Raw genomic sequence first — 11,732 nt, 5'->3', positions numbered from 1 at the left:
TTGGGCCAGTCCAGCCGGACTGTCAATTGCTGTCAAACAGGTCTATGCGCGCGCGGTGATGGAAAAACGCCCAGAGATGAAACCATGGATTCGGGAAATCCATGCCTATGTGCCCGGCAAATCGCGGTCCGCCAGCGGCCGCGAGCTTATCAAGCTGTCGGCGAATGAAAACCCGCTGGGCACCAGCCCGGCAGCGCTGGAAGCGCGCAGGGCTGCGCCCGGCCCGGATCGCTATCCCGATCCCGATTCGACCGGTCTGCGGGAGGAAATCGCCGCATTGCACAGGCTCGATCCGGCGCAGGTCATCTGCGGCACCGGATCGGACGAATTGCTCAATCTGGCGGCGCAGGCCTTTGCCGGGCCGGGCGATGAAGTGCTCTATGTCCGCTATGGCTTTTCGGTCTACGATATTGCCGCAAGGCGTTGCGGGGCCACGCCGGTTGTGGCGCCCGATACGGATTACGGTACCGATATCGACGCGCTACTGAACCTCGTGACAGACAAGACCCGCGTGGTGTTTCTGGCCAATCCCAACAACCCCACGGGCAGCTTTCTGCCCAAAAGCGAAATTGCCCGGCTCCATGCCGCCTTGCCTTCCGATGTGCTGTTCGTGCTCGATCAGGCCTATGCCGAATATGTGCCGCCCGAAGAGGATGATGGCGGGCTGGCACTGGCGCAGACTGCGGAAAATATTCTCGTCACCCGGACCTTCTCGAAAATTTACGGTCTGGCCGGGGAGCGGCTGGGCTGGGGCACCGCAGCGCCGCATATTATCGATGCACTCAATCGCATTCGCGGGCCGTTCAACACCTCGCTCACCGCACAGGCTGCCGGGCTGGCGGCCTTGCGCGATCAGGATTTCGTGCAACGCTCACGCGAACACAATCTCGCCGAACGTGCGCGTTTCGTGTCCGCTCTGGAAGCGCTGGGCAATCACGGCATTCGCCCACTGCCGAGCGCCGCCAATTTCGTACTCATCCTGTTCGAAGGCGCGCTCACCGCCGAAACCGTGCATGAGGGGCTGGCCGAGCGTGGCTATGCAACCCGCTGGCTGCCGGGGCAGGGCCTGCCGCAGGGGCTGCGCATCACTATCGGCGCGAGCGCGCATATGCAGGACATCGCCGCGGCGATCCGCGAGATGGCGGAAGCGGCGCAATGAGCTTCGGGCGCGTTGCGATTATCGGCCTCGGTCTGCTGGGCGGCTCTATCGGTCTTGCCATCAGGCAGCATCTGCCCGGCGTCACCACCACAGGTTACGATGCCGATCCTGCCGTGCGGCTGCGCGCCGGGGAGCGTCGTCTGGCCGACCGGATCTGCGCCAGCGCCGAAGAAGCGGTAAAAGACGCCGATCTGGTGATTTTCTGCGTGCCCGTGGGCGCGATGGGCGCGGCCGCGCGCGATTGTGCCGGAGCGCTGAAGCCGGGCGTGGTGGTGAGCGATGTCGGCTCTTCCAAAGCCACCATCACCGAGGCTTTATGCGCAGCTTTGCCCGGCCTGGCCGTAATCCCTGCCCACCCCGTTGCCGGGACCGAAAATAGCGGCCCCGATGCCGGTTTTGCCAGCCTGTTCCAGCAGCGCTGGTGCATCATTACCCCGCCCGAGGGGGCCGACCGCAAACAGGTCGATCAGCTGATCGATTTCTGGGAAGCGCTGGGCGCCATGGTCGAAACGATGAGCGCGCCGCATCATGACCGTGTGCTCGCCGTCACCAGCCATATCCCGCATCTTATCGCCTATACGATTGTGGGCACCGCGTCCGATCTGGAAGAAGTAACGCGCAGCGAAGTCATCAAATATTCGGCCGGCGGTTTTCGCGATTTCACCCGTATCGCAGCATCGGACCCGACCATGTGGCGCGACGTATTCCTGAATAATCGCGAAGCGGTGCTCGATATGCTCGATCGTTTCCTGACCGATCTGGCCCATATGCGCGAAAGCATCATTGCCGGTGACGGCGAAGCGATGTTCGATCTCTTCACCAGAACGCGCGCCATTCGCCGCTCCATCGTCGCGCTGGGGCAGGACGATGCACGGCCCGATTTCGGGCGCAGCGATCACGAAGGATAGGCGGGGAGACAGGCAGGTTAACTGGCTGGCAGACGGCGCGCCGGGCTCAATTCAGCGCATTGATGGCACTGTGCACCTTCTCCTCGATCTCGGCGCGCGGCAGCCCTGCCGGGATCGCTTCGCCGAAACGGAATGTAATCGTGCCGGGGCGTTTGAGACCGCGATGATAAAGCGGCCCGCTATCCACTGCGACCGGGACGACCGGCAGACCGATCATCTTGTAAAGTCCGGCAAAGCCTGAGCGCAATTTGCGCGCCTGCCCGTGCGGCACGCGCGTGCCTTCGGGGAAAATCGCCAGCGGGCGGCCGTCATCGGCATGGGCTCTGGCTTGTGCGATCATATTGCGCAGCGCTCTGGCCCCGTCCATCCGGGCGACCGGTACCACGCCGTAAATATGCGCTGCGCGGCCCCAGATGGGGATCGAGAACAATTCCTGTTTAGCGAAAATCACCGGACGCCGCAGCGTGGTGGGGAAGTCTATCGCTTCGAAAAAACTCTCATGCCGGAAAGCGAAGAGACAGGCGCCTTCCGGCTTCACCCCTTCCTCGCGAATCGTAATACCGAGCAGGCGGCAAACGCACCAGCGATGGAAATGCGACCAGCCATCGCACATCGGGGGCACCTTGCGCGGTGCCAGAAAGATCACCGGCACCGCCGCCAGCAGCATCGCAATCGTTCCGCCATAAAAGATGACATAGAACAGCAGATTTCGCAGAAGGATCATCATCAGCCCGGCCATGCTTCCGATAGGAAAGTCAGCAGAAATTTATTATATTCGAGAAACAGCATCCGCAAAGATGGCCGCGTCCGCACACCGTCTTCGAGCACCTCGATATTGTCGGGGAGCGCCTGATTGAGCTCCTGCACGATGCGGCGCATATGCCAGTCACTGGTGACGAGGCGGATCGACCGGTAATCGTTCTTCTCCAGCCACAGCGCCGTTTCGCGGGCATTGCCTCGCGTGTCGAGCGCATCGAAGCCCAGCGTGATGCAACATCTCATCAGCCGGTCGGACACATCGTATTGCACCGCAAATTCATGCGGGCGGACATGGATATCCACACCGCTCACCAGCAACGCTTTCGCCCGCCCGTCGCGCAGCAGCTCCAGCCCGCGGTCGATCCGCCCCGCCCCGCCGGTGGGTACGACGATGGCGTCGGTCGTCTCGGTTCCGGCAGGCTCGGGCAGAGCCACCGCGAACCACAGAAAACCGACCAGCCAGATCAGAATAATCGCAGCGAAAAAGCGGCCAATCACAACATTCGTCTCAGAGCGTTCAGCACAGTCACCCGGGCAGTCAGAAAAGCGAGCGCCACACCGATAAACGGAATTGCGCCAATTGCCAGCCAGTCTCCGGTCAAAAGCCATGCACTGTCCACCATTCCGGAGCCCAGCGCCCCGAAGCGGCGCGCCAGCACCGCAATCGCCGCAAGGCCGATCAGAAAGCCGATCGCCGCTCCCAGAGCCGCGTCGCGCGCCGCCGAACGCTGAAAGATGCGGGCGATCTGATCGTCGCTCGCCCCGAGCATATAGATGATCTCGATGGTTGTGCGATTGGCCGCCATGGCGCTGCGCGCGGCAAGCCAGACGGCGGCGATACTGATGGCGCCGATCAGCACGATCAGCCCGAGCGCCAGCCAGCGCAGCGAATCGACCGCGCGCAGGACCGGCCCCAGCCAGGCCGATTGCGCATCCACCCGCGCCGCCGGAGCCACCGGCTCCAGCGTGGCCTGCAACTCATCGAGCCGCGCGGGCGTTACTTCTCCGGCCAGCCGGATATCGATCAGCGAAGGCATCGGAATGGTGCTGTCCGCCGCAAAATTATCGCCCAGCCAGGGTTCGAGCAGATCGTGCAGTTCAGCATCGGGCACCCGCCGCAACTGCACCACATCGGGCAGGCTGCGCAGCAGGTCGAGCGCCAGCGCGGTCTGCCTTTCGCGCTCGGTCCGGTCGGCTTCGACCACCTGCACGGTCACCCCGCCGGCAATCTCGGCCTGCGCATTGCCCGCCAGATTGCTGAGCGCCAGTGCGGCAGCGGCAGCCATCACGCTCAGCGCGATCATCACCGCAATTACCGAAGGAATCGGCCCGATCAGCCGCGCACGCGGGATCAGGCCATGCGTATTGTCCGACCGGCCGACCATATTCGCGAGCCGGATACGGACCGACGACAGCGGTGAGCGGCGAGCGCTCATCTCCCCCCTCCCCGGTGGCTGCCGCCATCCTGCGCCAGCCGCCCGCGTTCGAGCACGAAACGCTGCGGATCGGGCAGCCGGTCGAGCAGATGCACATCATGCGTCGCCACCACCACCGTCGTCCCCAGACGGTTGAGCGCTTCGAACAGACGCAGCAATTTGAGCGCCATATCCGGATCGACATTGCCGGTCGGTTCGTCCGCCACAAGAATTTCGGGCCGTCCGATCACCGCCCGGGCAATAGCCACGCGTTGCTGCTCCCCGCCCGACAGCGAGGCCGGGCTCGCTTCGGCCCGGTGCGACAGCCCAACCCAGTCGAGAATATCGGCCACCGGCCGGGCGATGTCGCGCTCGGGCAGACCGGAAAGGCGCAGCGGCAAGGCCACATTATCGAAGGCCGACAGATGCGTGACCAGCCGGAAATCCTGAAACACCACGCCGATCCGCCGGCGATAGGATGGCAGCTTCTCACGCGGCGTCGTGATCAGATCCTGCCCGAACATCTCGATAATCCCGCGCGAGGGGCGCTGGGCCAGATAAAGCAGCCGCAACAGCGACGTTTTGCCCGCCCCGCTCGCACCGGTGAGGAAATAGAACCGTCCCGGATCGAGCGTAAAGGAAATATCGCTCAGCACTTCGCGATCCGTACCATAGCGCAATCCGACATTGTCGAAGCGAACGACCGCACGGCCGGCGGCGCTCATCGAACAGAATCCTTGCACCGGACAGGAAGAGAATTGCGATAGCCAAGCATGGGCGGGTGCTATAGCTTGTGTTGAATGTGGAAAAAAGCGGTGGTGTGTGTGAGGGATAGGGGTTCCTGCCTTGTTGGCATAATCATCCCGTGCTTTAGAATTAATCAGTCATGATTATTGCCTGCCCAGCCTGTTCCACACGCTATGTCGTGCCCGATGATTCGGTTGGCCCCGAGGGGCGCACCGTACGTTGCGCCAAATGCCGCCATAGCTGGTTTCAGGACGGTCCGCAGATCACCCGGCCCTCTGCCCCCGATCCGGCGACGGAACAGCCATCGGCGCCGCCCGAAACCGCCGCCGGCCCTGCGAAGGAAGAGCGGCAGGAAAAGCCAGCGCCGCCACGTGACGAAGCACCCTCTCCCAGGCCATCGGCGCCGCGCCCGGCTTTCGCTTCGGAAGAGCGCACCCCGCCGCCGCCCATGGCGCCTTATCCCTCGACAGAGGGCCACGACCGATCTTCGCAATTCGCGACATCGCCGCCCTTCCGCCCGCGGCGCAATCCGCTCAAATTATGGACCTATGCAGCGGTTGTTTTTGCGCTTTTCGCCGCTGTCGCGCTGGCGGCGATATCCTATTGGGGTCTGCCCGACTGGATTCCGGTCAGTCGCCCGGTCTTCGCACAGGCCGCGCCCGATCTGGAACTCGATTTTCCCGCCGATCAGCAGGAAAGGCGGCAATTGCCCAATGGTACCGAATTTTTCGGTGCCAGCGGCACGATCACCAATATCGGCAGTTCGACTCTGCGCGTTCCACCGATTCTCATCGTGCTGCGAGACGGCAAGGATCGAATCGTCTATAGCTGGGAAATCATGCCGCCCCAGCGCAAGCTTGGCCCCGGCGACAGTATGACGATCAACGAAGCCAAAACCGACGTTCCACGCTCGGCTAAATTTGCCGAGATCGGCTGGAAACCCGAATAAACCGGGGCGGCCACCACGCCTGCGAACAATTTTTTCCGAAAAGTGCAATTATTTTCACAGACGCGCTTGCGGGGTCTCACCCCCTTTGCTAATGGCGCGCTCCTACCCCGCGAGGCGGCCAGCCGGCACCTCGTACACGTGCGGTCGTGGCGGAACTGGTAGACGCGCAACGTTGAGGTCGTTGTGGACGAAAGTCCGTGGAAGTTCGAGTCTTCTCGACCGCACCATTATCCTTTGAGAGCAAAGGATAATCCCGGGAATACGGCACATTATTCTCCCCAAAAAAACCACGTATCGCTTTTGAAAAGTGAGCTGGCTGATAGCCTGTTTCACCCGATTCTTCATCACACTTTGCGTGGACGGCCTCACAGAGCGTGACGGCTTCCGAAAGCTCATCTGCGCCATAGCTTATATGCGCATCCAGCGGGCCTTGTTGTGCTGTAAACGGACCGATTTCATCATTTTCAACAATGGCCCGGCTACCCGGCCCCACCCAGATGTGGGGCCGGGCCATCGTCTGACAGAGAGTCTCCTCCCCGTACCCGGCTCCTTGAAATGAGGGTGAGCGCCCCGGGGGGAGCGCTTTGAATCTCATTCGTCATGCCAATCATTCTCGATTGCCACACTTCAATGACGGAAGGGGCGGCCGGTTTTCACTGGTTGGTTGAAAATCTCCGGTGAAGGGCACGGCTGCCAATTGGCAGGCAGATTCCGTTTTGCGGCGTCTTTGCGGCGTTCGGGCCGGGTGGAGAGATGCCGCGGGATGTGGCGGGCATCAGAATCCCACCCGCAATTTCACCAGCACATTGCGCGGCTCGCCATACCAGTTGGAGCCGGAACTGGATCCGACGGTGGCGTAATAGGTCTTGTCGAAAAGATTGTTCAGATTGGCCGACAGCGAAATATTCGGGGTGAACGCATAAGCCACCCTTGCGTTCACTACGGCATAGGCAGGCTGCGTATAGTCGAAGCTTTCGGTTCTGATGACCTCCGGGGGCGTGGTGTTCCGATTATATACCGAGACGGTTCCGCGCACGAAATGGCTGCTTTGCCAGTTTATGCCGCCGGCAAGCTGCCATTTTTCAATTGGCGTATAGGATGCCCAAAGCCGCAGCATATGTTTGGGTGTGGCAGTGCTATATTGCTGATCCGCGTCGAGATCGTCATTCTTGTTATAGGTATAGCCCGCCGAAATTTGCACATTGGGAACCAGTTCGCCGCTTACGTCCATTTCGACACCGCGGCTGCGCTGCTTGCCGACCACATTATATGCGGACTGAGAACCAACCGTGAAACCGGCATAAACGGGAACATCGGTCCGGTCGATCTGATAGGCGGCAATGCTCGCATTCAGGCGCCCGTCCCGAAATGCACCTTTAACACCGATTTCGAGGTTGCGGCCATTGGTAGGCGACAGCGGATTGCCCTGCACCGTGACGCCGTTGGGGAACTGGCGAAGTTTCGCATAGGTGCCGTACAGCGAAAGCTGGTCGGTAAAGTCCCAGATCAGCGCAGCATTGGGGGTAAAGGCATCGCCCTTGGACGTAAAAAGGCGTGTGAGGACGAAGCTATTGTCCGTTCCTGTCGGATCATAATCGAAAGTGCCGTCTTCGACATCCGTATATCGTCCGCCGACGACCAGATGAAGCTGATCGGTCGGATTCAGCCGAACGCTGCCATATAGCGCCACATCTTCGCGCCTGCCTTTGCGAAGCCCGTCTACTTCGTCGCGCTGAATTTCGAATGCGTCCCATGCTCCGGGATCAAAATCGAAAATGTCCACCGGAGGCGGCGAGCCGGGCATGAGAAAGCTATTGCTGCTCGTTTTTCTATGTCTGTATTCGCCACCGAAGACCATATCATGCGACTGGCCGAACAGTTCGAAACCGCCGCTGATATTCGCCGCGAAGGAATAAGTATCATCCTTGCCCAGGTCGGACGACATGCTGGCCAGAAGAGCGCCTTCATTCGTGTCGGGTATCAGTCCTCCGAAAACATAAGCGGCTGAAATATCGCGTTCATAGGTCCGATAGGCGCCATTTGCACTGATCTTCCAGTCATCACCCAGCACATGTTCGATGCTTGCGAATATTTCGGCTGTATCGTGGTCCCAATGGGAAAAATCGGCGGCGAAACTGGTGCTTCTGGGCAGGTTCAGGTCCTCGCCGGTCTGATACCGCATAAGGCCGGACTGGCCATACCCATCCTCCCGGTGCGTCTCATAGGCGCCGCCCAGCGCGATCACCGTGTCGGGAGTCGCGTCCCATTCAAGGCGACCATAGAGCGATACGATCTCACGATTGGCAGTGTCATAGAAGAAGTCCCGGTTGTGATATACGGCGACGGCCCGGGCGCGCAGCGTCCCGCTTTCGTTCAGCGGCCCCGTTATGTCAGCTTCGGCACGGTAATTGTTCCAGCTACCTGCCGACAGGGCCAGCGCATATTTCGGCGTCGAAAGCGCGCGCTTTCGCGAAAGATTGACCGCGCCGCTCGGCTGACCGTTGCTGCCGTAAAGCCCGTCCACACCGCGCAAGACCTCAATATGATCATATTGGGCGAGATCGAAAAAGGTGAACGCGTCATTCGAGATCGGCAGCCCATCGATCCGGATGTCCTGCAGCGAGAAACCGCGCGACTGGATCTGCGACTGCTGTGAATTATAGGAGGTCACGGTTATGCCGGGCGTTTCCGCCAGAATGTCTTTCAGCTCGAACAGGCCGGCATCCTCGATCCGCTCACGCGTTAACACGGTGACGGTCGCCGGCGTTTCACGCAGGGAGCGCGGGACCTTCGAGCCGATGGTGATCGCCTTGCTGGTATAGGATGGGCTGTTTTCCGTGATGAGGTCGGCAGCATAGACTGCATTGCCTGACCCATCCGCCCCCTCGACCCGCACCGGCCCGAGCCGGATCGCGCCGTCACCCGATGCCTGTGGCGCGCGTTCCAGCGTCACGCCTGTCGCGCTGATGAAGCGAAAAGTAAGCCCCGTACCTGCAAGCAGGCGGCTGAGCGCCGCACCGGGCGCGAGCCTGCCCGAAACCGCCGCCGAGCGCTTGCCCGCAATCAGCGCCGGATCGGCCGTGACTTCCAGCCCCGACTGACGGCCGAATTCGACCAGCGCATCGCCCAGTGGCTGCGCGGCGATCTGGAATTCGTTCTGCGTGGCGGGCGTGTCCTGCGCCATCGCGGCAGGCGCAAACGGCCCGGCCAACGCGCTGCTCGCCAGTAATGCAACGGCCAGCGCCATGCTGACACGCTTGCTGCCCGTTCCCCTGTTCCCCCTCAACATCGATGCACAACTCCTTATCTGCAATAGTGCGCCATTTCTGCTAATGCGTCGCAGAAAAGGCCATTCATCAGAGTTGACGGATGAGGGGTGCCCAATTCAGCAATTGCCGGAAATTTTTATCCGCTTGGGGGCGTCAACCGCCCGAAACGATAATCAGCCAGGGTGTGACCGTGGTCACCTTGCCGCCATAAGGACCGACGAGATTGCGGATGGTGCGCACTGCCTCATCGGTCCGGTAGAAGCCGGCAACGGGCTGTGCACCCAGCCCGTCGCTCGCAAGGACGATATGGCCGCTATACCAGGGGCGCAGTTCGTCGATCACGCTGGCTATGGTGCTGCCGTTACGGGCCACGATTTCACCATCGCGCCACAGGCCGAGCGACGCAGGTCTGCTGTTCCCCCCGGTCAGGCGACCTGCCGCAGCCTTCACCCATTGTCCTGCGGTCAGCAGGCGGGACGCGGAATTATTCGCAACGCGCACGCGCCCATGCGCCACGCTGACGCGTGTGGTGTCACCGATCATGCGCACATCGAAGCCAGTGCCGAGCACGGTGGCGGTCAGCCCTTCGGCCTGGACACGGAAAGGGCGCCCCGGATCGCGCTCGACCTCGAACCAGGCCTGTCCCTTGAGCAGGTGCACGGTGCGCGCATCGGCTGTGTAATCCACATCGATTGCGCTGTCGGGGCCAAGGGCGACGCGGCTGGCATCCGCCAGCGTCACATGGCGCACCTCGCCGGTCGCGGTCAGCATATCGGCGTTCAGGCGTATCATCGCACCGGGCGCGATCACTGCCAGCGCACAGGCGGCGACGGCCGCTGCCGCGAAACCTTTCAGTCTGACATGCCGCCGCCAACCTCGGCGAGCGGCGCGATGCGCAGTCTTGCCCGTACGGGCGCGCGGCGGCGCCTCCCTTGCGACAAACGGCTCGGTCCAGTGGCTCCGACGGATCGGCTCGGTCCGCGCGATGACGGTGGCCGTTCCAGTGATCTGCGCCCAGCATTCAACATGCAATGGATCCGCCTCAAGCCAGGCATCGAACCGGGCTTCGACATCCGGTTCGTCCGCTTCGAGAATGCGGGTATACCATCGGGCCGCTTCGTCGAGAGCGCGGTCTCGGTCAGAAGTCACGACCGAAACTCCCGCCACTTAAGAGGGACAAGAATGTCCGCGCGCCCATGGGATAAGAAAATGCCGTATATGGGACAGGCGAAGGGGCCGATCTGTTTTCAATTTTTGAACGGTGTAAACATATTGCCATCGGATCAATGCCCCTCCGCCAGAAATCGCGCGCAGCTAGCCAGGCCCTTGGCGACCAGATCTTGCGCATAGGCAACCGAGATGTTCAACCGCTCGGCAATTTCGCGCAGCTTATAATTGCCGATCCGGTGCATTTCCACCGCGATGCGTTGCCGTTCGGGCAGATGCGCCAGCGCCTGCTGGAAGCGCTCCAGTTCCTGCTGCGCAGCAAGCCTGTCATCGGCCCCCGGCGCGATATCGGCGACGTGGTCCATCGCGGTGTCATAGCCGCCGTGCGCAATCTCGCCATAGCGGTCGCGGCGCCGAAGTGCATCGATGGCCAGATTGCGCACGGTTAGTCGTAAATAGGCACCGAACTCGCGAACTTCCACCAGTCGCGCTCGCCGCGAAGCCGCGATCCAGGCATCCTGCACCACATCCTCCGCCTGCGCCGCATCGCCCAAAATACGCGCGGCATAGGCAATCAGCGGCGCATATTGCGCACGATAAACAGCAAGCGCGACATCCTCTTCCTGCACCCGCACAGTGGTTTGCCCGCCAAAAGCGCCGGACGAACCGGCAGACAGAGAGTTATTGCAATACATTCGCAACAGGCGGATAGCGATATTGCGACCGGGCTGCAACTGTATCGACAGAATGCACACGCACCAGTCCGGTAATCATATGGAATGGAAGAACCGAGATTCTATAAGCCGTGCCTCTGATATGCACCTCCGTCCCGCTTACACAGCTCCTGATATGTGGCTAAGCCACCACCGCGAGATGCAGACTCGTGGACACCATAGTCATCGTCATGTGCCAAGCGTAAAGGCACCGCTGCTCCCGACTTTATCCCGCTGTCATTCGATATCCGGCTGTACATTGGGATTGTGCATGGCCAGCGCCGGGAGACGGATGCCCAGAGCATCCAGTGTACCGGCGCAATGGACGATGGTCATGGTGAGCATGGGATCGGCATGGAACGAACGGGTATAGCTGGCAACGCGCTGCGCCTGCGCCAGCCAGGCCAGCAAATTCAGCTCGGTAATCGACAAAAAGCGCGTTCCCGGTTCCTGAATACTCAAATCGTTGCGTGCAGCATAAAAGCGCAACTTCTCGAACTGAGCATTGCAGACCGCAGCATAATCATGGCGGGCCATCTCCTCACCCCGTATCATGCGGATAACCCGCTGTTCGGTCGTCGAGCGACGATACAGGGCAATGGGCGCTCTGCGCGTTTCGCCGGACATATCCTCTTCCCATGTCATC

At 61.3% G+C, this 11,732-nt stretch carries 11 protein-coding genes and 1 tRNA gene; 4 read left to right on the top strand and 8 right to left on the bottom strand.

Features of this window, described 5'->3' with window-relative positions; all coding sequences use genetic code 11:
* Nucleotides 1-76 precede the first annotated feature (76 nt).
* Both hisC and D6851_RS05615 read left to right on the top strand, forming a co-directional pair.
* A complete protein-coding gene (hisC, locus tag D6851_RS05620; RefSeq protein ID WP_238473953.1) occupies nucleotides 77-1,159 on the top strand; it encodes a histidinol-phosphate transaminase in 1,083 nt (360 codons plus the stop codon).
* Nucleotides 1,156-2,067, top strand: a complete 912-nt coding sequence (locus D6851_RS05615; protein WP_120323880.1) for a prephenate/arogenate dehydrogenase family protein — start codon at nucleotides 1,156-1,158, stop codon at nucleotides 2,065-2,067. Before hisC ends, D6851_RS05615 begins: the two co-directional genes overlap by 4 nt.
* 46 nt (nucleotides 2,068-2,113) lie before the next feature.
* Here the strand turns inward: D6851_RS05615 and D6851_RS05610 are convergent, their stop codons facing one another.
* Genes D6851_RS05610 through ftsE form a run of 4 tightly spaced genes read right to left on the bottom strand, consistent with a single transcriptional unit; the run spans nucleotide 2,114 to nucleotide 4,966 of the window.
* Nucleotides 2,114-2,794 carry a lysophospholipid acyltransferase family protein gene (locus tag D6851_RS05610; RefSeq protein ID WP_338014738.1) on the bottom strand — a complete coding sequence of 227 codons (681 nt, stop codon included), beginning with the start codon at nucleotides 2,792-2,794 and terminating at the stop codon, nucleotides 2,114-2,116.
* The gene (locus tag D6851_RS05605; protein ID WP_238473952.1) at nucleotides 2,794-3,324 is read right to left on the bottom strand and encodes a YdcF family protein; all 531 of its coding nucleotides are present in this window, start codon (nucleotides 3,322-3,324) and stop codon (nucleotides 2,794-2,796) included. The genes D6851_RS05610 and D6851_RS05605 overlap by 1 nt, the downstream gene beginning before the upstream one ends.
* Nucleotides 3,321-4,262 carry a cell division protein FtsX gene (locus tag D6851_RS05600; RefSeq protein ID WP_238473951.1) on the bottom strand — a complete coding sequence of 314 codons (942 nt, stop codon included), beginning with the start codon at nucleotides 4,260-4,262 and terminating at the stop codon, nucleotides 3,321-3,323. Before D6851_RS05600 ends, D6851_RS05605 begins: the two co-directional genes overlap by 4 nt.
* Nucleotides 4,259-4,966 (bottom strand): cell division ATP-binding protein FtsE, encoded by a 708-nt coding sequence (ftsE, locus tag D6851_RS05595; RefSeq protein WP_120323878.1) that lies wholly within the window; start codon nucleotides 4,964-4,966, stop codon nucleotides 4,259-4,261. The genes D6851_RS05600 and ftsE overlap by 4 nt, the downstream gene beginning before the upstream one ends.
* A 161-nt stretch (nucleotides 4,967-5,127) precedes the next feature.
* On the opposite strand from ftsE, the gene D6851_RS05590 reads away from it, so the two are divergent.
* Both D6851_RS05590 and D6851_RS05585 read left to right on the top strand, forming a co-directional pair.
* Nucleotides 5,128-5,937, top strand: a complete 810-nt coding sequence (locus tag D6851_RS05590; protein WP_120323877.1) for a zinc-ribbon domain-containing protein — start codon at nucleotides 5,128-5,130, stop codon at nucleotides 5,935-5,937.
* Between the two features lie 140 nt (nucleotides 5,938-6,077).
* Nucleotides 6,078-6,164 (top strand) — tRNA-Leu (locus D6851_RS05585).
* 548 nt (nucleotides 6,165-6,712) lie between these two features.
* On the opposite strand, the gene D6851_RS05580 is transcribed toward D6851_RS05585, so the two are convergent.
* The 4 genes from D6851_RS05580 to D6851_RS05565 form a co-directional block, all read right to left on the bottom strand.
* A complete protein-coding gene (locus D6851_RS05580) occupies nucleotides 6,713-9,226 on the bottom strand; it encodes a TonB-dependent siderophore receptor (protein ID WP_120323876.1) in 2,514 nt (837 codons plus the stop codon).
* Nucleotides 9,227-9,359: 133 nt separating this feature from the next.
* Nucleotides 9,360-10,355, bottom strand: coding sequence for a FecR family protein (locus D6851_RS05575; RefSeq protein WP_183029996.1), 996 nt, complete (start codon nucleotides 10,353-10,355; stop codon nucleotides 9,360-9,362).
* Nucleotides 10,356-10,489: 134 nt separating this feature from the next.
* Nucleotides 10,490-11,128, bottom strand: coding sequence for an RNA polymerase sigma factor (locus D6851_RS05570; protein WP_147395437.1), 639 nt, complete (start codon nucleotides 11,126-11,128; stop codon nucleotides 10,490-10,492).
* Nucleotides 11,129-11,323: 195 nt separating this feature from the next.
* Entirely contained in the window at nucleotides 11,324-11,713 is a 390-nt protein-coding gene (locus D6851_RS05565) for a hypothetical protein (RefSeq protein WP_120323873.1), read from the bottom strand.
* Between the last annotated feature and the right edge of the window lie 19 nt (nucleotides 11,714-11,732).

Origin of the sequence: Altericroceibacterium spongiae (genome assembly GCF_003610805.1) — a bacterium.
In the GTDB taxonomy this organism is placed as follows: domain Bacteria; phylum Pseudomonadota; class Alphaproteobacteria; order Sphingomonadales; family Sphingomonadaceae; genus Altericroceibacterium; species Altericroceibacterium spongiae.
Note: the sequence above shows the minus strand (reverse complement) of the source record. Positions and strands in the feature narration are given on the sequence as shown.